This window comes from Sphingomonas sp. JC676, from assembly GCF_014489075.1.
Classification (GTDB): Bacteria; Pseudomonadota; Alphaproteobacteria; order Sphingomonadales; family Sphingomonadaceae; genus Sphingomonas.
Genome location: NZ_JACTGR010000001.1, coordinates 1421765 through 1441323, shown reverse-complemented (window position 1 = coordinate 1441323; position 19559 = coordinate 1421765). Strand labels below are relative to the sequence as shown.

General features: G+C 63.5%; 23 protein-coding genes. 13 read left to right on the top strand and 10 right to left on the bottom strand.

From position 1 onward, the window contains the following. Positions 1-108: 108 nt before the first annotated feature. From IAG41_RS06710 to rplS, 3 genes are read left to right on the top strand one after another with little or no spacing between them, the layout of a single operon-like run. Positions 109-519, top strand: a complete 411-nt coding sequence (locus IAG41_RS06710; protein ID WP_187727729.1) for an SRPBCC family protein — start codon at positions 109-111, stop codon at positions 517-519. A 38-nt stretch (positions 520-557) separates the two neighbouring features. Continuing rightward, positions 558-1289: a tRNA (guanosine(37)-N1)-methyltransferase TrmD gene (gene trmD / locus IAG41_RS06705; RefSeq protein WP_187727728.1), complete on the top strand. Its 732-nt coding sequence runs from the start codon at positions 558-560 to the stop codon at positions 1287-1289. A gap of 1 nt (position 1290) precedes the next feature. Then, the gene (gene rplS, locus IAG41_RS06700; protein WP_187727727.1) at positions 1291-1680 is read left to right on the top strand and encodes a 50S ribosomal protein L19; all 390 of its coding nucleotides are present in this window, start codon (positions 1291-1293) and stop codon (positions 1678-1680) included. Between the two features lie 71 nt (positions 1681-1751). On the opposite strand, the gene IAG41_RS06695 is transcribed toward rplS, so the two are convergent. From IAG41_RS06695 to IAG41_RS06685, 3 genes are all read right to left on the bottom strand, one after another. Beyond that, the gene (locus IAG41_RS06695) at positions 1752-2036 is read right to left on the bottom strand and encodes a hypothetical protein (RefSeq protein WP_262408472.1); all 285 of its coding nucleotides are present in this window, start codon (positions 2034-2036) and stop codon (positions 1752-1754) included. 210 nt (positions 2037-2246) lie between these two features. Next, positions 2247-2699 carry a PA2169 family four-helix-bundle protein gene (locus tag IAG41_RS06690; RefSeq protein WP_187727725.1) on the bottom strand — a complete coding sequence of 151 codons (453 nt, stop codon included), beginning with the start codon at positions 2697-2699 and terminating at the stop codon, positions 2247-2249. A gap of 94 nt (positions 2700-2793) precedes the next feature. After that, on the bottom strand, positions 2794-3171 hold the full coding sequence (locus IAG41_RS06685) for a VOC family protein (protein WP_187727724.1): 378 nt from the start codon (positions 3169-3171) through the stop codon (positions 2794-2796). Positions 3172-3258: 87 nt separating this feature from the next. Here IAG41_RS06685 and soxR point away from each other — a divergent pair, with 87 nt between their 5' ends. Then, on the top strand, positions 3259-3726 hold the full coding sequence (gene soxR, locus IAG41_RS06680) for a redox-sensitive transcriptional activator SoxR (RefSeq protein ID WP_187727723.1): 468 nt from the start codon (positions 3259-3261) through the stop codon (positions 3724-3726). Here soxR and IAG41_RS06675 read toward each other — a convergent pair. Both IAG41_RS06675 and IAG41_RS06670 read right to left on the bottom strand, forming a co-directional pair. After that, positions 3723-4220 carry a group 1 truncated hemoglobin gene (locus IAG41_RS06675; RefSeq protein WP_316251095.1) on the bottom strand — a complete coding sequence of 166 codons (498 nt, stop codon included), beginning with the start codon at positions 4218-4220 and terminating at the stop codon, positions 3723-3725. The two genes, soxR and IAG41_RS06675, sit on opposite strands and share 4 nt — an antisense overlap. 10 nt (positions 4221-4230) lie before the next feature. After that, positions 4231-5097 carry a DUF3034 family protein gene (locus tag IAG41_RS06670; RefSeq protein WP_187727721.1) on the bottom strand — a complete coding sequence of 289 codons (867 nt, stop codon included), beginning with the start codon at positions 5095-5097 and terminating at the stop codon, positions 4231-4233. Positions 5098-5340: 243 nt separating this feature from the next. On the opposite strand from IAG41_RS06670, the gene IAG41_RS06665 reads away from it, so the two are divergent. Then, a complete protein-coding gene (locus IAG41_RS06665) occupies positions 5341-5745 on the top strand; it encodes a GAF domain-containing protein (RefSeq protein ID WP_187727720.1) in 405 nt (134 codons plus the stop codon). Here the strand turns inward: IAG41_RS06665 and IAG41_RS06660 are convergent. After that, positions 5735-6010: a hypothetical protein gene (locus IAG41_RS06660; RefSeq protein ID WP_262408471.1), complete on the bottom strand. Its 276-nt coding sequence runs from the start codon at positions 6008-6010 to the stop codon at positions 5735-5737. The genes IAG41_RS06665 and IAG41_RS06660 overlap by 11 nt on opposite strands. Before the next feature lie 422 nt (positions 6011-6432). Here IAG41_RS06660 and IAG41_RS06655 point away from each other — a divergent pair, with 422 nt between their 5' ends. Then, positions 6433-8661, top strand: coding sequence for a S9 family peptidase (locus IAG41_RS06655; RefSeq protein WP_187727719.1), 2229 nt, complete (start codon positions 6433-6435; stop codon positions 8659-8661). Positions 8662-8724: 63 nt separating this feature from the next. Next, entirely contained in the window at positions 8725-10056 is a 1332-nt protein-coding gene (locus tag IAG41_RS23435) for a DUF418 domain-containing protein (RefSeq protein WP_316251094.1), read from the top strand. On the opposite strand, the gene IAG41_RS06645 is transcribed toward IAG41_RS23435, so the two are convergent. Next, on the bottom strand, positions 10022-11503 hold the full coding sequence (locus tag IAG41_RS06645; protein ID WP_187727718.1) for a patatin-like phospholipase family protein: 1482 nt from the start codon (positions 11501-11503) through the stop codon (positions 10022-10024). The genes IAG41_RS23435 and IAG41_RS06645 overlap by 35 nt on opposite strands. Positions 11504-11664: 161 nt before the next feature. Here IAG41_RS06645 and IAG41_RS06640 point away from each other — a divergent pair, with 161 nt between their 5' ends. The 4 genes from IAG41_RS06640 (at position 11665) to IAG41_RS06625 (ending at position 15199) form a co-directional block, all read left to right on the top strand. Next, positions 11665-12693, top strand: coding sequence for an aspartate-semialdehyde dehydrogenase (locus IAG41_RS06640; RefSeq protein WP_187727717.1), 1029 nt, complete (start codon positions 11665-11667; stop codon positions 12691-12693). 1 nt (position 12694) lies between these two features. Beyond that, positions 12695-13129, top strand: a complete 435-nt coding sequence (locus IAG41_RS06635; protein ID WP_187727716.1) for a GFA family protein — start codon at positions 12695-12697, stop codon at positions 13127-13129. Positions 13130-13500: 371 nt separating this feature from the next. Then, positions 13501-13674 carry a hypothetical protein gene (locus IAG41_RS06630; RefSeq protein WP_187727715.1) on the top strand — a complete coding sequence of 58 codons (174 nt, stop codon included), beginning with the start codon at positions 13501-13503 and terminating at the stop codon, positions 13672-13674. Positions 13675-13798: 124 nt separating this feature from the next. Continuing rightward, on the top strand, positions 13799-15199 hold the full coding sequence (locus IAG41_RS06625; protein WP_187727714.1) for a DUF418 domain-containing protein: 1401 nt from the start codon (positions 13799-13801) through the stop codon (positions 15197-15199). On the opposite strand, the gene IAG41_RS06620 is transcribed toward IAG41_RS06625, so the two are convergent. From IAG41_RS06620 to IAG41_RS06610, 3 genes are read right to left on the bottom strand one after another with little or no spacing between them, the layout of a single operon-like run. Next, on the bottom strand, positions 15123-16724 hold the full coding sequence (locus IAG41_RS06620; protein ID WP_187727713.1) for a DHA2 family efflux MFS transporter permease subunit: 1602 nt from the start codon (positions 16722-16724) through the stop codon (positions 15123-15125). The two genes, IAG41_RS06625 and IAG41_RS06620, sit on opposite strands and share 77 nt — an antisense overlap. 1 nt (position 16725) lies before the next feature. After that, positions 16726-17832 (bottom strand): HlyD family secretion protein, encoded by a 1107-nt coding sequence (locus IAG41_RS06615; protein ID WP_187727712.1) that lies wholly within the window; start codon positions 17830-17832, stop codon positions 16726-16728. Continuing rightward, the gene (locus tag IAG41_RS06610) at positions 17825-18283 is read right to left on the bottom strand and encodes a MarR family winged helix-turn-helix transcriptional regulator (protein ID WP_187727711.1); all 459 of its coding nucleotides are present in this window, start codon (positions 18281-18283) and stop codon (positions 17825-17827) included. Before IAG41_RS06610 ends, IAG41_RS06615 begins: the two co-directional genes overlap by 8 nt. A gap of 84 nt (positions 18284-18367) precedes the next feature. Here IAG41_RS06610 and IAG41_RS06605 point away from each other — a divergent pair, with 84 nt between their 5' ends. Next, the gene (locus IAG41_RS06605) at positions 18368-18811 is read left to right on the top strand and encodes a GFA family protein (RefSeq protein ID WP_187727710.1); all 444 of its coding nucleotides are present in this window, start codon (positions 18368-18370) and stop codon (positions 18809-18811) included. Continuing rightward, positions 18792-19553 (top strand): alpha/beta fold hydrolase, encoded by a 762-nt coding sequence (locus tag IAG41_RS06600; RefSeq protein WP_187727709.1) that lies wholly within the window; start codon positions 18792-18794, stop codon positions 19551-19553. The genes IAG41_RS06605 and IAG41_RS06600 overlap by 20 nt, the downstream gene beginning before the upstream one ends. Positions 19554-19559 lie beyond the last annotated feature (6 nt).

Sequence of the window (19559 nt, the reverse complement as noted above, 5' to 3'; positions counted from 1 at the left end):
TGTCCGCCTCCTTATCGCTCGATGGCGATGACCATGTCCGATTCCTGCCAGCCTCTATCGCGGGCCGGCGCTATTCCTGCCTCGCGACATTCCAGCGGAGTTGGATTCATGGCATCGCTTCATCACGAGATCTTCATCGCCGTCGACCCCGGCACCGCGTGGGACGCCGCGCGTGAAGTCGACCGCCTGCACGACCGGCTGGTCCCTGGCTTCGTCACCGCCACCGAGATGCTGGCCGTCGAAGGGGCGCCCGTACGCCGGGTCACCTTCGCCAATGGCATGGTGGCCGACGAGACGATCGTGTCCATTGACGACGCGCGTCGCCGCCTGGTGTGGGCGATCAAGGCGCTCGAGCATCACAACGGCGTGCTGCAAATCACGGAAGCACCGGACGGCGCCAGGGTGGTCTGGACCGCCGACCTTTTGCCGGATTCGCTTGCCGATCGCGTTTCGGCGGCGATGGCGCAGGGGCTGGCAAGCATGAAGGCGCATCTGGAGAGCGGGGCCGCCCACGGCTGAGCGCTTGCCAAAAAGATGCGCGGGCGCGAAACGCGCGCATGGCTTTCACCGCGACAATCCTGACGCTCTACCCCGAGATGTTTCCCGGGCCGCTCGGTATTTCGCTGGCCGGACGGGCGATGCGCGAGGGGCTGTGGAGCCTTGAGGCTGTGCAGATCCGCGACTTCGCGACCGACAAGCATCGCTCGGTCGACGACACGCCGGCTGGGGGCGGGGCGGGGATGGTGATGCGCGCTGATGTGCTCGCCGCCGCGCTCGACAGCGTCGCGCCGGGACGGCCGGTGCTGGCGATGACGCCGCGCGGGAGCCCGCTCACGCAGGAGCGCGTGCGGGCGCTGACGGACGGGCCTGGCGTGACGATCCTGTGCGGCCGGTTTGAGGGGATCGACGAGCGGTTGTTCGAGGCGCGCGCAATCGAACAGGTCTCGATCGGCGATTACATCCTCTCCGGCGGGGAGATGGCGGCGCTGACCTTGCTCGACGCTTGCATTCGGCTCATTCCCGGAGTAATGGGCGCGCCTTCCAGCGGCTTGGACGAGAGCTTCGAAACGGGGCTTCTCGAATATCCGCAATATACCCGACCTGCTGAATGGGAAGGGCGCACGATCCCCGAAGTGCTGCGATCGGGGGATCATGCGAGGATCGCGGCCTGGCGAAAGTCGATGGCCGAGACCGATACACGGCTAAGGAGGCCGGACCTTTGGGAGCGCCACGAGGGCGCTCGGGTCAAGTCTCCCTCTGGCGCGCGGCGACGAAACAAGGACGAATGACATGAACGTCATCCAGACGCTCGAAGCCGAGCAGATCGCCAAGTTCGCGGCGAGCAAGAAGATTCCGGAATTCCGCCCCGGCGACACGCTGAAGGTCGGCGTGAAGGTCGTCGAAGGCGAGCGTACCCGCGTGCAGAACTACGAAGGCGTGTGCATTGCGCGTTCGAACAAGGGCATGGGCTCCAACTTCACCGTGCGGAAGATTTCGTTCGGTGAGGGCGTCGAGCGCGTCTTCCCGCTCTATTCGCCGAACATCGATTCGATCGAGGTCGTCCGCCGCGGTGTCGTGCGTCGTGCGAAGCTCTATTATCTGCGTGGCCGCACCGGCAAGTCGGCCCGTATCGCCGAGCGCCGCGACGTGCGTTCGACCGAGACCGCAGCCGCCGAATAAGCTCCGGCGTATCGAGACACGTAAAAGGGCGTGGACACACCGGTGTCCGCGCCCTTTGTCGTTTTCGGGGGTCAGGCCGCCGCGCGGCCCTTCGGCTCGAACATGGCGCGGCCGCGTGCGGTGAGCGCGGCATCGACCATCCGCGGACCGTCATTGCTGCTGATGATGATCGCCTCACAGGTGACCATGCCTGAATCAGTAAGATCGCGAATGGCTTCGAGGAAATCGAGGGTCGTCTCGCCGGGATATTCCAGGCCCAACAGATCGGGCGTGAGTGTCACCAGGGCCGGCCAGTTGCGCTGCAATTCGCTCACGATGGAGTTCTGTAGCGCGGCAACCCCTTCGCGAAGCGGCATCTTCAACCATCCCATAGGCGCCGGATCTCGCAGACCAGCATGATACCAGAGCGCGAGACCGACAGTCGGAATGTCGCGGTCGGTTACCGCTAGCGCAGCAGCGGCGCTCGCTCAATCGCAGGTGCGACGAATCGGAAAATCGTGCGACGAAATGGGGGCAGGCCGAATAGGCGGACCGCGGCTGGGATGCGCGCGCGGCCCGCGAATGGCTCAATGGGTAGCTTCGAACTGGTGTTTAAGGGCGCTGGCACGGTCATGGCCATGGCGCACCGATTCAAAGCATTCCTCGATAAGCGCGCGGGTGGGAGACGAGATATTGTCGTCGCCCAGCGCACGCTCGAACTCTTCCACCAGATAGTCCTCGCCGCGCTCGATTTCCTTGACCAATGCCTCGTCGCCGCCGCCCAGCACGCGGCGCAGGTCCTCCCAGCGACGATGGAGGGCTGCGGCGGTCGAGCCATATTCCGCCGGCGTACCGCCCAGCGTCCGGCTGGCCGATTGCAGGCGGGCGACAACGTTGCGGCGTTCGCCGGCCATCGAGCGGAAAAAATGAGCATAGCGGCCGGCATCGGCATGGTCGGCCGAATGCTCATAGCCACGAATGCTGTCGATCGTGGTGACGATCAGGTCGTCGAGCTTCGAGATGTCGGTATTGATGGACATGCGCGTTCTCCTCACCAATGGCTTGGAGAGGAAAACTGCGCTTGCGGCCCCGGGGTTGCGAGTAAAAGATGGTTAGCAAAGCTTTGCCAAAGCCTCATGAATAGCTGACGATCTCGAACTCGGTGCCGTCGTGATCGAGGAAATAGAAGCGGCGGCCGGGATCGTAATCGCCGTGCGCGAAGGGCACGAGGCCCGCCGCGACGACGCGGCGCTCGATCTCGTCGAGGTCGTCGACAAGGATCCCGACATGGTTGAGCGGGCGGCCCTTGCCGAAGATTTCGGCATCGGGCGCCTGGGGAGGGGCATAGACCGCAAGATAGGTGCGATCGTCGCCGACATGAATGGTGCGGCCATTGTCACGCGCCGGGCCTTCCCAGCGGACATGCCAGTCGAACAATTTGCCGAGCAGTGCCGCCATCCGCTCGGGATCGCTGACGGTGAGATTGACGTGCTCGATATAGGGGGCAGGCATGGAGTTCCTTTCCTTGTTGGAGGCCATGCCAAGAGCAGCTACAACCTCAACCTAGGTTGAGGTCAAGCGAGAAATCGAGGTGCGGGAATGCATCGGGGAAACGAGCTTCTGACGATCGGCGAACTGGCGGCTCGGACCGGGCTGTCGGTCTCCGCGGTGCGCTTCTACGAGGCGAAGGGACTGGTGCAGCCGCACCGCACGCAGGGCAACCAGCGGCGCTTCCTGCGGTCGGACATTCGCCGGCTGTCCTTCGCGCTGATCGCGCAGCAATTGGGCTTCACGTTGCCCCAGATCGCAACGGAACTCGGCAAGCTGCCCGAGGGACGGACGCCCAGCGCCGCAGACTGGAAGCGGATCAGCGCCGGCTTTCGCGAGGTGATCGAGACGCGGGTGGCGCAGCTCCAGCGGATGCTCGAAGATCTCGACGGCTGTATCGGCTGCGGCTGCCTGAGCCTCAAGAAATGCGCGCTCTACAATCCGGACGACAGGGCGGCGCGGAGCGGGACGGGCGCGCGCTTCATTCTCGTCTCCCGCGCCGTGGCGATGGCGGACTAGCGGTCGACGACATCCTTGTGCATCGGCGCCAGCTTGGCGAGGAACCGATTTTGGGCGTGAAAGCCCACGCGCTCCTTGCGCATTGCCGCCTGGAGATTTTCGACAAGCTTGTTCATGTCGGCTTGCTGTGTGCCGAGATTCTTGTGCGACGACGGCAAGTCACGTCCAGTATAGTTGCAGCCGGCGTTGAGGATATAGCAGAACTGCTCGAACAGCGTGCGCTTCAGCCGGACCTTGTCGTGGCCCATGAAGATCTCGCCGATCACGGGGTCGGCATAATTGCTTTCCACAAAAGTCTCGACGATTCGACGGATGCCGTCTTGACCGTGAAACGCCTTCGCCATGCCATCGCCCGCGAACGGCTTGGCGCCGGCATTGTGATTGCTGGGCGTATAGGGATCGACCTTGTCCTCGCCCGGCATCGCATAGGGCTGGGACTGGGCGAGAGCCGTGCCGGGCACCAACAGGGCGGCCGCGAGAAGCAGGGATTTCATCGACATGTCCTTAGAACCCCGCCTGGATCTGAAACAGAGCGCCGCGCTGCCCTTTGACCGTGGCGATCGAGCCGAGATCGGCATAGGCGGCGGTAAGGGTGAGGTGGCGACCCAACGCATAGGCACCGAATAGGTCGAACCAGTCGTCCTCGCGGGCGATGGCGAGATTGTCGGGCTTGGAACGGAATTCGGCACCGAGAGCGAGGCGGCGCGAAAGCTGGATCGCTGCCGATCCTTCGATCTGCACGCGATATTTGTCGTCCCGGCCGCCAAAGCCGAGCAGGCCGAGCTGGTTGGCCTTGGTCAGTCTTCCGGTCAGGTTGACCAGGATTGAGTGGCGAAGGAACAGTTTCGAGGCGGAGACATAATAATCGGCGCCTTCCGAGTGGCGCGCGCCCACTGCCTTCACGACCGGGGCATCGAGGCTCTTCTTGTACTCGACGCCGATTGCGACCGCGGGGAGCATCTCGGGACCATAGACCAGGTCGCCGAACAGCTTGACCTTGGCGCCATAGATGTCCTGATCAAAGGCATAGTTGTTGCCCAGGCCAAGCGCGCCGCCGATTTCGTTGGTGTTGAAATTCTGGCGGGCATAGCTGAATTCGATACGGTCCTTGATTCCGATCGCGACGCTGAAGCTGCGGAAATCGTAGCTTTCGACTTCGGCCGCGGTCGCTGCGGCTTGAATGCCGATACCGTCCTTGGTCTCGTTGCCGGCGATCACCGCCCAGGGCGTGAGGCCGCCGCCCGAGGCGCCCTCGATCGTTGAGATGCCGTTGGTGAGGACCAGCTTGCCACCGTTGCGAAGTTCGTGCTGGGCCCAAGCGGGGGAACCTGCGGCCAGACCGGCGGCGGCGCATATGGTGAGGCGAAGCATGCTCCATTATGGATCTTCATCCGTTAATGTGGAGTTTGCGCGTTATTGCTTCGGATGCAGGCCAAGGGCGCAAGATCGGAGCAGCGGTGACGCCCCAATTTGAATGGCTCCAACATATCATTACGGTTGCAGTGTGGGCGGTAATTGTCCTTAATTGCATCGGGATAGTGCGCCCATCTACAAACCGTCACGGGTTTGTAGAGGATGATGGTAGCCATGTTGGGGCTAGTTGGGGGGACATTGTTGTCAAGCGGGCACCCTAATCTGGGCGCGTTTGAGGCTGTCGGCTTTCTAGACGATGGCGCATTCGACCGTATTGCCGAGCTCGCGCGCTTCCTGCTGAAGGGCGACGCGGGAATTGTCGATCTGGGCAATCCCTCGGAAGACCTTTCCGGCCTCGGTATTTCAACGGCGCCAGACGATGCCAGCGGGTTGGCGCGTATCGCCGATCCGGTGGCGGCACTGAAACTGGGCTTTGCGAGCCAGGCCAGTGTCCCGATCAGAGCAGGCCGAGAGCGGATCGGGACGCTCGCGGTGGTGAGCAGGGGTCAACAGGCTTTCGACGTGCGGGATGTGGAAACGCTGCACCGTCTGGCGGATCTGGTCGCGGAAGGCGTGTCGCTTCGTATGAGCCGGACTATTCGCTGAACGCCGCCCGGCCACGCGCCGTGAGCGTGGCGTCGATAAGGATCGGTCCGTCCGATCCAATCAGCAATGCCTCGTAGCTGAGCAGGCCCGTGTCGCTTAGCGCCTGCACGATCCGCAGGAACTCGAGCGTCGCTTCCTCATTGCTGCCGAGACCGACACTCTCCGGAGTCAAGGTCACCAGTATCGGCCAGCTCGCAGCCAAGACGCTGGTAAAGGGCGTAATATGCAGCCCTTCCTCAAATACCAGGCGATCTTGGGACGACATGGAACGCTTGCACTCCTTCTGATCGTGCGCGCCCCCGTCATTTTGTTTCTTCGGCTATATGGTTAACAATTGCACAAGATTGGTTAACAAACGGTTATTGTGTGCGCTGTCGCCCACAAAACAATGTGCGCCGAAAATATCGCTCTTAACCTAGATTACGGGACGCGGTGACCACGATTCTACTGTTGAAACCTTCAGCAACCATCAGATAATTCACGGAAAAGCGCTCCAGCGCTTCGCTGCGTGAATCTTGTTGCGGCCCAGTAACATGCTTAACGCAGGCTGATCATTAGTTCAATGACTTAGCGCATCTTTAATCGCGCCGTACGAGCCGCGCGGTCCGGTTTCGCCCTTTACGCTGCCGCCGGCAGTCGCAATAACGCCGCCGGCCTCCGCGGATGGATGGCCGTTTGGAGTGTTGGATGCGCACATGGCTGTTGGGATTGGCTTTGGCCACGAGTGGAACTCTTGCCGTGGCAACTGACGCCAGCGCCCAGACCCAGCGCCTGACGCTCGACCGCGTCTTCGCCAGCCCCGATCTGGCCGGGGCCGCCCCGCGCGCGATGAAGCTTTCGCCCGACGGCAAGTGGCTGACGCTGCTGCGCGGGCGCCCTGACGAGAAAGAGCGGTTCGACCTTTGGGCGATGGACACGACCAGCGGCGAATGGCGGATGCTGGTAGACTCGAAGAAGGTCGGATCGGGCGCAGAGCTTTCCGAGGCCGAGAAGATGCAGCGCGAGCGCGCGCGGATCGGCGGGAGCAAGGGTATCGTCTCCTATGACTGGGCGCCCGACAGCCAATCGATCCTGGTGCCGCTGGAGGGCGATCTCTACCGTGCGACTCTGGACGGCAAGGCCGTGAAGCTGCCGGCGGCGGCCGGGCCCAAGCTCAACGCAGCGATCAGCAAGGCGGGCGGCTATGCCAGCTATGTCCAGGACCAGAACCTGGTGGTGATGAACCTGGCGACGGGCAAGGCGGCGCCGATCACCCAGGACGGCAAGGATACCGTGCACTGGGGCGAAGCCGAGTTCGTCGCACAAGAGGAAATGGACCGGTTCAGCGGCTATTGGTGGTCGCCAGGCGATCATTATGTCGCGGTCGAGCGGTTCGACGAGGCGCCGGTGGGCGTGGTCACGCGTGCCGCGATCGGGGCTGAGGGCACCAATATCTACCAGCAGCGCTATCCCAAGGCGGGCACGCCCAATGCGCTGGTCGAGCTCTACGTCATGGATCCAGCGGGCGCGAACAAGGTGAAGGTCGATCTCGGCAAGGAAACCGACATCTATGTGGCGCGCGTCGACTGGTCGAAGGACGGCAATACGCTCTACGTCCAGCGGCAGAACCGCGACCAGACCGTGCTCGACATGCTCAAGGTCGATCCGGCGACGGGCAAGTCCAGCATCCTCTTCACCGAGAAGTCCGAGCCGCGTAGCTGGGTGAATCTGTCCAAAGGCTTCGAGCCACTTTCCGACGGCAGCCTGATCTGGTGGTCGGAGCGCGACGGTCACGGCCATCTCTATCGCTGGAAGGCGGGCAAATGGACCCAGCTGACCAAGGGGCCGTGGGAGGTCGCGATCGACGCCACCTATGTCGACGAGGCGAAGCACCGCGTCTTCTTCCTGGGCAACAAGGACGACATACTCGAGCGCCAGCTCTATTCGGTCGACTACACCAAGCCCGGCGCCGTGACGCGGCTGACCGAGGCCGGATGGTGGAACAGCGCGACGATGGACGAAGCGGCGACGCGGGCGATCGTGACGCGCTCGAACACCGATCAGCCTACCCAGGTCTATCTGGCAGACGCCACGGGCAAGCGGCTCGCCTGGGTAAGCGAGAACGCGGTCACCGCGTCGGACCATCCCTACAACCCCTATCTCGCCAGCCACCGCGAGCGGACCTTCGGCACGGTCAAGGCCGATGACGGCACCGTACTGCACTGGGAAATGATCACGCCCAAGCTCGAGCCGGGCAAGCGTTATCCCGTGTTCTTCCAGCATTATGGCGGCCCGCATTCGCAGACGGTCAGCCGTGCTTGGGGCGGGACGCTCCAGCAATATCTGGTCGACCGCGGCTATATCTGGTTCCAGATCGACAATCGCGGATCGGCCAATCGCGGCAAGGAATTCGAGGACGCGATCTGGCACGCGATGGGGTCTGTGGAAGTCGCCGACCAGCTCGCCGGCGCCAAATATCTGAAGAGCCTGAGCTTCGTCGATCCGGACAAGATCGCGATCTATGGCTGGTCGTACGGCGGATACATGACGCTGAAGATGCTCGAAGCTGCGCCGGGCGTGTTCGCGGCGGGCGTGGCGGGCGCGCCGGTGACCAAGTGGGAACTCTACGACACCCATTATACCGAGCGCTACATGGGCGACCCGACCAAGGTGCCCGAGGCGTACAGGAAGTCCGACAACATCGCCAATGCCGCCAGGATCGCCGATCCGCTATTGATCGTCCACGGCATGGCCGACGATAATGTCGTGCTGGAGCATACCACCGCGATGGCGGCGACGCTGCAGAAGGCCGAAGTGCCGTTCGAGATGATGCTCTATCCCGGCAATACGCACAAAGTGGGCGGGTCGGGGATCAGCGAGCATCTATGGGGCACGATCCTGGGCTTTCTCGACCGGCGCCTTGCCGAGAAGAAATAGCGGCTCGACCGTTTTCCCCGCCCCGCGTAGCTTCATGACCGCATTGGTTTGAGGGGAGCGGTGGTGGGGGAAGCAGCAACGATCGCCCCGGTGACGGGCAAGGCTCGGATCGAGGTGCTCGATATCCTGCGGGGTATCGCGATCCTGGGGATATTCTTCATGAATATCCCCTTCATGGCGGCACCGATCGCCAAGCTGTTCCTCAACATCCCTTCGCTCGGCTGGTCGCCGCTTGATCAGTTGAGTTGGTACGCGGTCCAGATCGCGCTGGAGGGCACGCAGCGCGGCCTGCTCGAATTGCTGTTCGGTGCTGGGATGATGGTGCTGGCGGCCAAGGCGATGCAGCCGGACGGGCCGGTAGCCGTCGCCGACCTCTACTGGCGGCGCAACCTGTGGCTGATCCTGTTCGGACTGTTCGACGTGTTCGTGCTCCTATGGCCGGGCGACATCCTCCACATCTATGGCCTCGCGGCGCTGCTGCTGTTCCCGTTCCGCAAGCTAGGGCCGAACCTGCTGCTCGGGCTGGGCATGCTCTACGCGCTGTTCATCGCGGTGACCGGCGGGCTGCAATATCAGGAACGCGTCGAGCTGATCGGGCGGGTCCATGCCGTGCAGGAGAAACAGGTATCGCATGCCGCGCTTTCGCCGGCGGACAAGAAAACGCTGGAGGAGTGGCGCAAGCTCGTCGTCAGGCGGACCACCGGCGGCGAAGAGATGAAAAAATACACCGAGCTGGAGAGGAAGGGCCATAGCGGCGGCCTGATCGACTATGCGCGGATGAACATCACGGCGTGGATCGGCTTTGTAAGCGGCTCGCTGCTGTTCAACGTCGCCGAAGCCTTTTGCATGATGCTGATCGGCATCTCGCTGTGGAAATGGGGCGTGATCCAGGGACAGCGAAGCGCCGGCTTCTATCTAGCGTTGATGCTGCTCTGCTATGTGCCCGCGATCGGGCTGCGTGCGATCGCGGCGCAGGAAATGACGACACTGGTTCCGATCGCCAGAACCGGCTGGTTCAGCCTGGAGTTCGCCCGGATCGCCATGTCGATTGGGCATGTCGCGCTGATCAACCTGGCAGTGAAATCTCGCCCGGGCCGCGCAGTGCTGGCGCCGTTCAAGGCGGCGGGGCGGACGGCGTTCTCGCTCTATTTCCTCCAGCAGATCATCGGCCTGTGGATCCTCTACGCGCCCTGGGGGCTGAACTTCTGGACGCGGCAGAGCTGGAGCGACATGCACGGCACGGCGCTGATGGTGATCGCGGGGCAATTGCTGCTCGCCAATCTATGGGTGCGGGCCTTCACCAGCGGACCCCTCGAATGGGCCTGGCGGAGCCTCGCCTATGTCCGCTGGCAGCCCTTCCTCAAGTCGCGGGTGGCGGCGGCGCAGATGGCGTAGGGCGCGTCGGCACGCCCACCGGGGCCTTCAGGCAGAAGGTTCGCGTCTCGGTCCCGTCGTATTTGCAGAGCTCGGTCCAGGGGAGGGTGCCGCGATTGCGGTTGCGGCCCTGGTCCATGATGCACTGCATGAATTCGGGGATGAACATCGCATTGGGATAGCGTGGCTTGATCTTCCCGCAGGTCTCGCCACCAGTGATCGGCGTATAGTTTTTCCAACCGTCGGCGCTGACGAAATAGATGCTCCCGCCCGGCTGGGCGAGGCGCAGCGCCGCGATCGAGCTCACCTCGAGCTGGTTGACCATGATCGCCTCTCCGCGTTGCGCCGCATGGAGCGCGTCCGCTTTCCGATCGATGCGGGGCGTTTCAAAACCAGCGACCGAATAGTCGTCGGGCTCGAGCACGGTCGGGCCGTTGCGGATCACGTAGATCGAGGGCGGATCGAACGGCGTCGTGGTCTCCCCCGCAGACGTGCTCCCGCGCTCTTCGAGCAGCACGCGGCGACGCTCGGCGACCATCTCAGCGGCCATCTGTTGGGCCTGCGCGACCGATGCGAGGAACACCGATTGGCGCACGCCGCCGTCATAATAGGTCCGCCCGTCGACGCGGACCTGCTGGTAGAAGACCGGCACCGCCGCCGAGGCGATTGCCGCGCCGGCGAGGCACTGCGTCGCCTTGGCCAGATCCTCGTCGGTGTCGCCATAGGGTTGGAGCAGCTCCTGGACATCGACATAGCCGAACTCGCCCGACTGCGCTTCGATCGAGCCGAGCAATACCTTGCGGCCCTTGGGATCGCGCAGGCGCGCGATGAGACACGCGCCGTTCTGGCCGGCGATCGATTTGGGGTCGTAGATCTTGGGGCAGATCCGTTCCTCGAAGCGACGCTTGAGCGGCTTGAGATTGGCCATGGCGCCGTTGATCGCCGCCAGCGCCTGGATCGACTCGCGATCGACCACGTCGCTTTCCTTTTGCGGCGAATAGGCGGCGACCAGCGCCTGGCGGATCGCCTCGCCCTCGGCATCGTCGCGGTCGAGTCCGGCGCCGACGAACAGCGCCTGGAGCGCACCAGTGCTCACTCCGGTGACTACCGAGAAATTGGGGAATTGGTGGTTCTTGACCAGCTCGGTCATCAGGCCAACGCCGAACGCCCCCCATTGGCCCCCGCCCGAGAGCAGCAGGATCGGGCGCGGCGGGGTGGGGGCGGCACGCAGGAACGCGTCATCCTGCTCCAGCTTCGCGATGTCGGGCGCGGCGAGGCGGCGGGCGAGCTCGATATCGGCGCGCGGAAAGTCTTCGGGATCCTCGCCGCGGATCTGCCATTCCAGCACGGTACGCTGGAGCGGATGGACGCGACTGGCAAAGTCCGCGCAATCCATCTTGAGCGCGCCGCGCCACGCGCAGCTGCCCAGCGCGAGCCCCATCAGGACGATCACCATCACGCGCCGCATCGTTCGCTCCCCCAAGCCTGTCCGCCGATCTTACTCAAATCGGAGTGGCGGGTCTTGGAGGAATCCGACCAAAGTGGAGCCTTGGGCCACGCAAAGCACGGCTTGCTTGCGCCAAGACGCCTGGAAGCGTAGCGGCACCTGTCTTCAACCTGGAGTATGTGATGGGCTACCGTGTCGTGGTCGCTGGCGCCACCGGCAATGTCGGGCGTGAAATGCTGAACATCCTGGCCGAGCGGGAATTCCCGATCGACGAACTGGCGGTGCTCGCCTCGTCGCGCTCGACGGGCGATATTGTCGACTTCGGCGAGACCGGGAAGCAGTACAAGGTCCAGAACATCGAACATTTTGATCCGACCGGCTGGGACATGGCCTTGTTCGCGATCGGATCCGAGGGGAGCGCGAAATACGCGCCCAAGTTCGCCGCAGCCGGCTGCACGGTGATCGACAATGCGTCGCTCTACCGCATGGATCCGGACGTGCCGCTGATCGTGCCCGAGGTAAACCCCGAGGCGATCGACGGCTATCGCAAGCGCAACATCATTGCGAACCCGAACTGCTCGACCGCGCAGATGGTGGTGGCGCTCAAGCCGCTGCACGATGCTGCGCGGATCAAGCGCGTTGTGGTGGCGACCTATCAGTCGGTCTCCGGCGCGGGCAAGGCCGGCATGGACGAGCTGTTCGAGCAGAGCCGCAACATCTTCGTCGGCGATCCCGCGGTTGCGAGCAAGTTCACCAAGCAGATCGCGTTCAACGTGATCCCGCACATCGACAGCTTCCTGGACGACGGATCGACCAAGGAAGAGTGGAAGATGGTGGTCGAGACCAAGAAGATCCTCGATCCGAACATTAAGGTGACCGCGACCTGCGTGCGCGTGCCGGTGTTCGTCGGCCATTCCGAGGCGATCAACATCGAGTTCGAGGACGAGATCAGCGCCGCCAGGGCCAAGACGATCCTGCGCGAGGCGCCGGGCGTGATGCTGATCGATAAGCATGAAGATGGCGGCTACATCACTCCGATCGAGTGCGTCGGCGAATATGCGACGTTCATCAGCCGAGTGCGCGAGGATCCGACCGTCGAGAGCGGGCTGTCGCTGTGGTGCGTGAGCGACAATCTGCGCAAGGGCGCGGCGCTGAACGCAGTCCAGATCGCCGAGCTGCTCGGTCGGCGGCACCTGAAGAAGGCGGCGTAACGTGATCGCGGGCGGCTGCCGTTGCGGCGCCGTCCGCTACACGCTGGCGGTCGATGCGCTGCCGCCGGTCTATTGCTGCCATTGCCTCGACTGCCAGACCTGGTCGGGAAGCGCCTTCGCCGAGCAGGCGGTGATTGCAGTGGATGCGATCGCGGTGGAGGGGCAGCCGGTGGAATATGCCTTCACCAATCCCAGTGGTTCAACATCGCGGCAGTTCATCTGCGGCATCTGCCATTCCCGCGTCTACAATACCAACAGCGCCCGACCGGGGCTGGCGGTCGTGCGCGCTGGCACGCTCGACGAGAGCGACAGGCTCGTGCCGCGTGCGCATATCTGGGTGAAGCGCAAACAGGCGTGGATCGCGATCCCCGACGACGTGCCGCAATTTGCGGAAAGCGCACCGGTGGACCAGTTCGCCCGGATATTGCTGGGCTAGGCGATCTCCGGGTTATCACCGCCGTGAGGAGCAAGAGCCCCACGCTCAGACGGGGGTTTACCGGAGGCGACGATAGTGGAACCTTTACGTTATGAGGGTGCTGGTACAATAGCGTTAGTAGAATACTGAATATGTGAAGCCTTAGGGTCAGATATATGTGCTCCCGCTTAAATAATATGGGAGGTATTTTTATGGCACAATTTAGGTGGACGACGAAATTATTGGTAGGAGCTTGGTGCAAAACTCAGAACGAGGCCCTATTCGATGCCATTGACCATGGCGGAGCTTTCCTAAATTCGGGCAAGGGCCGTATCGTTACGCTTCGTCCTTTCGCTTCGATCGAAGAACGCGCGAGCAGGTAGGAGCGGCAGATGCTTACATATCGCGAATGCCTGGCAAGGGCCGACGCGATGGAAGCCTATGGGTTGACCTGCTCCATTCCGGTTCAGCGCGAGGATTATGTCAGCGTCGCGCGCGGCTGGCGGCGTGTGGCGATGCTGGCGCTGGCCCAGGACAAATATGTGGGCTCGCCTCATATGGGTTAGGCAGAGATTGCCTCCTGCCTGACTCCCCACAATCCCACGGTTTTCACCTGGCGACGCCATTGGTCTTTACGCGGAATTGACCAACACTCGGCTAGGATGCGGGCTGGTTCGATTTGAGTGCAGCATGGCTGAGCCATTGGCGGTTTCCCTCGCGCCCGTTCGGGGCACGGCGCGCATCGACGTGCTCGATATCCTGCGCGGGCTCGCGATCCTCGGCATCTTCTACATCAACGTGCCTTATATGGCCGCGCCGGTCTGGCAATTCTCGGCCGACATCCGCTCGCTCGGCTGGAGCGCGGCGGACCAGAACGCCTGGGCGTTGATCAACATTTTCCTGGCGGGCACGCAGCGCTGCCTGCTTGAATTGCTGTTTGGCGCGGGGATGATGGTGCTGGCGCGCAAGGCGATGACGCCCGACGGGCCGGTCGCGATCGCCGACCTTTATTGGCGGCGCAACCTGTGGCTGCTGGGGTTCGGGCTGTTCGACGTGTTCGTGCTGTTATGGCCCGGCGACATCCTGCATATCTATGCGCTGGCGGCCTTGTTCCTCTTCCCGTTCCGGACGCTGACGCCGCGCGTACTGCTGACGCTGGGGCTGGGCTGGGCGGTGCTTTGCGCAATAGGCATTCCCGAGCATGGCCTGCGCCAATATGTGGATCGCGCCGAATTGGTGCAGCAGGTCGACGTCGCGCATGCGCACCAGCGCGCCGGGCAGGCGCTGACGCCGGCGGACGGCAAGGCGCTGGCGGAATGGGACAAGCTGGTCGCGGCCCACAAGCCCGATCCTGAGCTCAACGCGCGGATCGCGCGGGAGATCAAGGCGCATCAGGGCGGCTTCGTCTTCTATGCGCGCGAGGCGTGGGGCTATTGGGCATTCCTGGCGAACGAATGGTTGGTGTGGGACGTGATCGAGGCGTTCTGCACGATGCTGATCGGCGTCGCGCTGTGGAAATGGGGCGTGATCCAGGGGGAGCGGAGCAAGCGTTTTTACCTGGTGCTGATGCTGGCGGCCTATGGCTTTGGCGTCACCGCGCGCGCGATCGGGGTTTCGGAGACGATCAGCTTTACGCTGATGCCGCGGACGAGCTGGGTGACCGGCGAGTTCGCGCGGCTGGCGGTGGGGCTGGGGCATCTCGCACTGGTGAACTGGGCCGTGCAGACGCGGCCCGGCAACGCACTGCTCTCGGTGTTCAAGGCGCCCGGGCGGATGGCCTTCTCGCTCTATTTTCTCCAGCAGTTTGTGGGGAAATATATCCTGTTCGCGCCGTTCGGGTTCAACCTGTGGGGACGCTATGGTTGGGCGCAGATGGCGGCGATCTCGACGATGGGGATCGTGCTGCTCGTGCTGTTCGCGCATGTCTGGATGCGGCGTTTCGCCAGCGGACCGTTCGAATGGCTGTGGCGCAGCCTGGCCTATGTGAAATGGCAGCCGCTGCTCCGGGCGAGGCCTAGTGCCCCGCCGCTGCCGGATCGTTTTCCACCGGCGCCTTTGGCTTCTGAAGCAGCAGGACCAGCGGCACGCTGACAGCGGTCACGATCGCCATCAGCCAGAAGTCGTTGAGATAAGCGATCATCGCCGCCTGCCTGTTCACCTCGGCATCGACCATTCCGGTGACCATCGCGCCCGATGCGCCAAGCTGCTGCGCGATCGCGCCTAGGCCGTTCATCGTGCTCGCGGTGACATGCTCGCCGAGATATTGATGGCTCCGCTGGATGCCCTGGGCGAGGATGGCGCTGACCGCGGAGATGCCTACTGACGCGCCGACGTTGCGCGTCAGGTTGAGCAGGCTCGATCCCTCGGTGCGGAAATGCGGTGGCAAGCCCGAAAAGGCCAGGCCGTTGAGCGGCATGAAGACCAGGCCGAGGCCGAGGCCCTGGACGAAGCCCGAGATGATGAATGGCGTGGAGCCCATCTCCAGCGTCCATCCCGACATCTCCCAGAGCGAGAAGGCGGCAATCAACAGGCCGACGCCGACCGACCAGCGCGGGTCGAGCCAGCCGCGCTGGATCAGCTGTGCCCCGGCGAACATGGTCAGCACCACGCCGAAGCCACGCGGCATCAGCATCATGCCGGTCTGGAACACCGAATAGCCGTAGAGATTCTGGAGCATCGGAGGCAGCAGCGCCATGGTCGCCATCATCACCAGGCCGATCACCAGCATGAAGAAGATGCCGGTGACCAAGTTGCGGTGCTTCCACAGCTCGCGCTCGAACATCGGGTTCTTCGCCGTGAACAAATGTACCGCGAACATCCACAGTGCGATCACCGCGACCAGCATCTCGATCCAGATCTCGATCGACGAGAACCAGTCCTGATCCTGGCCGCGATCGAGCATCAGTTGGAGCGAGGCGATGCCGATCGACAGCAGGCTGAAGCCCATTATGTCGAACTGCCGTTTGCGGATCGGGCGTGACGGCAGCAGCCACCACAGGATCGCGAAGCAGACCACGCCCACCGGCAGGTTGACGTAGAAGACCCAGCGCCAGTTGAAGTTGTCGGTGAGATAGCCGCCGATCAGCGGGCCCATGATCGGGCCGACCATGATGCCCATGCCCCAGATCGACATCGCCCGGCCCTGGTCCTGGGGCTTGTTGATGTCGAGCATCACTGTCTGGCTGAGCGGATTGAGGAACGCGGCGGTGATGCCCTGCAGGATGCGGAACGCGACCATTTCCTCGAGCGTCATCGCGGCGCCGCACATCGCCGAGGCGATGACGAAGCCCACGGTGGCGATCAGGAAGAGATTGCGTGAGCCGATCCGGTCCGACAGCCAGCCGGTGATCGGAATGGCGATGGCCGAGGCGACGATGTAGCTGGTCAGCACCCAGTTGATCGTATCGCGGGTCGCGCCGAGCGATGCCTGCATGTGCGGGATCGCGACGTTGGCGATCGTCGTGTCGAGGATCTGCATGATCGTGGCCATCATCACGCCGAGCGTGAGGAGGCCGCGATATTTCACCGGAAGGGCGGCACCGCCTGGTTCGGGGCGGGCAGGCACTGGGGATGCCTTGCCCGCCCCGCTGGCGCGGCCGGGGGCTGCCGTCGCCATATCAGTTGCAGGTTCCCTGGAAGATGACCTTCACGTCGGCCGAGAGGCCGGCGATCATTTCGCGCGGGCTCTTGCCATTGATCGCGATGCGCACGGGAACGCGCTGCGTGACCTTGACCCAGTTGCCGTTGGCGTTCTGCGCCGGCAGCATCGAGAATTCGGAGCCGGTGCCCGCGCCGATCGATTCGACATGCGCCTTCAGGCGCAGGCCCGGATAGGCGTCGAACGTCACGATCGCGCACTGGCCAACGCGCATCCTGTTGAGATCGGTTTCCTTGAAGTTCGCGTCGATCCAGGCTGGCTTGTCCGAGACGATCGTCACGGCAGGGAGGCCGGTGATCATCTGTTGGCCGACCTGCAGGCTCTTGGTCTGGCTGACGATGCCGCTGATCGGCGCGCGCACGTCGGTACGCGACAGATCGAGCTGCGCCTTGGCGAGCTGGACGCGGGCGGCGGCGATCGCCGGGTTCTCGCCGGGGACGGCCTGGCCGGTGGCGAGCTTGGCGCGCGCCTCGTTGGCGCTGGCCTGGGCGTTCTGAAGCTGGGCGCGGGCCTGCTCCAGCGCGTGTTCGGTCGCTTGGAAATTGGCGCGGGTGGTGAAGCCCTGCTTCATCAGCGCCGCCTGGCGGTCATAATCCTGCTGAGCCTGCAGGATGCGGTCCTGTGCGGCCTGGATATCGGCGCCCTTGCCCTGATAGGTCACCTGGTCGGTCTGGAGATCGACCTGCGCGGCAGCGATCGCCGCATTGGCTTGGCCCACGGCGATGCGATAGGGCTCGGGATCGATGCGGAAAAGCAGGTCGCCCGCCTTCACCGGCTGGTTCTCCCTGACCGTAACCGCGACGATACGGCCGCCGACATCGGTCGAGACCGACACCTTGTCCTGTTGGACATAAGCGTTGTCGGTCGAGACACTCTTGCCCGAAGTCAGCCAGAAAAAGGCGGCGACGCCGACGATGATCAGCGGCACGCCGAACATCAGCAACGGGCGCAGCCAGTTGCGCTTCGCGCGCGGCGCGGGAGCTTCCGCGACGGTGGGCTGCTCCCCAGGAGCGATAGTGACCGCTTCTTCGGGCGCTTTCTGGATCTTGGGATCGGCGTCAGCCATTTGCGGCCCCCTTGTTTTCCGGTTTGTTTTCCGGTGTCTGGATGAGATTGGATCGGATGACGTTGAGCGCCGCGATCAGCGCGTCGCGCTCCGCCTGGCTCAACCCCTCGAGTGCGCCTTCGATCATCTCGCCGGCGATCTCGTGCAGTTCTTCGAGCACCGGCTGGGCATTGTCGGTCAGATGAATGCGCCAGGCGCGGCGATCGGCCGGATCGCGACGCCGTTCGACGAAGTTCGCTTCCTCAAGCCGGTCGATCATTCGGCACGAGGTGATCGGCTCGACTTCGAGCAATTCGGCGATCTGGCCCTGATTGAGGCCCGGCTTGCGTTCGAGGATCTTGAGCACGCGCCACTGCGTTACGCTCGCGCCGCTGCTGCGCGCGCGCTCGTCGAAACGGCGGCGCATCAGGCGCGAGACATCGCTTAGGAGGAACCCCAGAGACTCGGTCATACGGTGCATATAATAACAGTGCTTATTAATTTCAACTTACTACGCAGTTATTTTGTGCGACGCAGCAATTACAAGGAGGCAAACATGGCCGAGAAAATGACCGGCGGCTGCCAATGCGGGCGGGTCCGCTACACGGCGACGATCGAGGACGACGACGCCTATCTGTGCCATTGCCGGATGTGCCAACGCGCGACCGGCGGCGTCTCAATCGCGTTCAAGAACGTCCCGAAAGAAGTGGTCCGCTGGGAGCGCCAGCCGGACCGCTATGCCTCCTCGCCGATCGCGGAACGGGGCTTTTGCGCCTCGTGCGGCACCCCGCTCACCTATGAGGCCCATGACCATGACCGCATGGATCTGACGGTGGGAAGCTTCGACGATCCGTGGCGTTTCAAGCCGACCGAGCATAGCGGGTGCGAGAGCTGGCATCGCGACTGGCTTGACACCAGCCACCTGCCCGCGACACGGACCGACGAGAACCCGAGCGTGGTTCGTCGTTGGATGGAAAAAGTTGGCAAGCTCCCCGCCTGAAACGCACCGCTTCAAAAGCTTCGACGGAGTCGAGCTGGCCTGGACCGAAATGGGTGCGGGTCGGCCGGTAGTGCTGATCCACGGCTATTTCTCGAACGCCGAGGTGAACTGGATCAAATACGGCCATGCCGCGAAGATCGCGGCCAGGGGCTTCCGGGTGATCATGCCCGATCTGCGCGCGCATGGGCTGAGCGACAAGCCGCACGACCCCGCCGCCTATTCGCCCGATGTGCTGATGCGCGACGGGTTCGCGCTGATCGAGCATTTGGGGCTGACCGACTATGACCTGGGCGGCTATTCGCTGGGCGCGCGCACGGTGGTGCGCATGCTGGCGAACGGCGCGAACCCGCGGCGCGTGGTCCTGTCCGGCATGGGGCTCGACGGGCTGGTCAAGACCGAGGGGCGAGGGACCTATTTCCACCGGGTGCTGACTAATCTCGGCAGCTTCGAGCGCGGCAGCTCCGAATGGCTGACCGAGGCGTTCCTCAAGACCACCAAGGGCGATCCGGAGGCGCTGCTGCTAATCCTCCAGACCTTTGTCGATACCCCGCGCGAGACGGTGGCGGCGATCGCGCAGCCGGTGCTCATCGTCTCGGGCGCCCAAGATTACGACAACGGATCAGCGCACGATATCGCGGCGCTGCTGCCGCACGGCCAGTTCGTCGAAATTCCGGGCAATCACATGAACGCCGTCACGCACCGCGAACTGGGCGAGGCGATCGCGGATTTCCTCGCCGCTTGACGGTTC

What these genes read in the sequence shown, in the direction of transcription:
- soxR (WP_187727723.1), top strand. Translation starts at nt 3,259, where the DNA reads ATGCATCGGGGAAACGAGCTTCTGACGATCGGCGAACTGGCGGCTCGG.
- IAG41_RS06620 (WP_187727713.1), bottom strand. Translation starts at nt 16,724, where the DNA reads ATGGCGACGGCAGCCCCCGGCCGCGCCAGCGGGGCGGGCAAGGCATCC.
- IAG41_RS06685 (WP_187727724.1), bottom strand. Translation starts at nt 3,171, where the DNA reads ATGCCTGCCCCCTATATCGAGCACGTCAATCTCACCGTCAGCGATCCC.
- trmD (WP_187727728.1), top strand. Translation starts at nt 558, where the DNA reads ATGGCTTTCACCGCGACAATCCTGACGCTCTACCCCGAGATGTTTCCC.
- IAG41_RS06675 (WP_316251095.1), bottom strand. Translation starts at nt 4,220, where the DNA reads ATGAAATCCCTGCTTCTCGCGGCCGCCCTGTTGGTGCCCGGCACGGCT.
- IAG41_RS06605 (WP_187727710.1), top strand. Translation starts at nt 18,368, where the DNA reads ATGGCCGAGAAAATGACCGGCGGCTGCCAATGCGGGCGGGTCCGCTAC.
- IAG41_RS06670 (WP_187727721.1), bottom strand. Translation starts at nt 5,097, where the DNA reads ATGCTTCGCCTCACCATATGCGCCGCCGCCGGTCTGGCCGCAGGTTCC.
- IAG41_RS06640 (WP_187727717.1), top strand. Translation starts at nt 11,665, where the DNA reads ATGGGCTACCGTGTCGTGGTCGCTGGCGCCACCGGCAATGTCGGGCGT.
- IAG41_RS06610 (WP_187727711.1), bottom strand. Translation starts at nt 18,283, where the DNA reads ATGACCGAGTCTCTGGGGTTCCTCCTAAGCGATGTCTCGCGCCTGATG.
- IAG41_RS06655 (WP_187727719.1), top strand. Translation starts at nt 6,433, where the DNA reads ATGCGCACATGGCTGTTGGGATTGGCTTTGGCCACGAGTGGAACTCTT.
- IAG41_RS06690 (WP_187727725.1), bottom strand. Translation starts at nt 2,699, where the DNA reads ATGTCCATCAATACCGACATCTCGAAGCTCGACGACCTGATCGTCACC.
- IAG41_RS06615 (WP_187727712.1), bottom strand. Translation starts at nt 17,832, where the DNA reads ATGGCTGACGCCGATCCCAAGATCCAGAAAGCGCCCGAAGAAGCGGTC.
- rplS (WP_187727727.1), top strand. Translation starts at nt 1,291, where the DNA reads ATGAACGTCATCCAGACGCTCGAAGCCGAGCAGATCGCCAAGTTCGCG.
- IAG41_RS06630 (WP_187727715.1), top strand. Translation starts at nt 13,501, where the DNA reads ATGCTTACATATCGCGAATGCCTGGCAAGGGCCGACGCGATGGAAGCC.
- IAG41_RS06695 (WP_262408472.1), bottom strand. Translation starts at nt 2,036, where the DNA reads ATGCCGCTTCGCGAAGGGGTTGCCGCGCTACAGAACTCCATCGTGAGC.
- IAG41_RS06645 (WP_187727718.1), bottom strand. Translation starts at nt 11,503, where the DNA reads ATGCGGCGCGTGATGGTGATCGTCCTGATGGGGCTCGCGCTGGGCAGC.
- IAG41_RS06660 (WP_262408471.1), bottom strand. Translation starts at nt 6,010, where the DNA reads ATGTCGTCCCAAGATCGCCTGGTATTTGAGGAAGGGCTGCATATTACG.
- IAG41_RS06710 (WP_187727729.1), top strand. Translation starts at nt 109, where the DNA reads ATGGCATCGCTTCATCACGAGATCTTCATCGCCGTCGACCCCGGCACC.
- IAG41_RS06625 (WP_187727714.1), top strand. Translation starts at nt 13,799, where the DNA reads ATGGCTGAGCCATTGGCGGTTTCCCTCGCGCCCGTTCGGGGCACGGCG.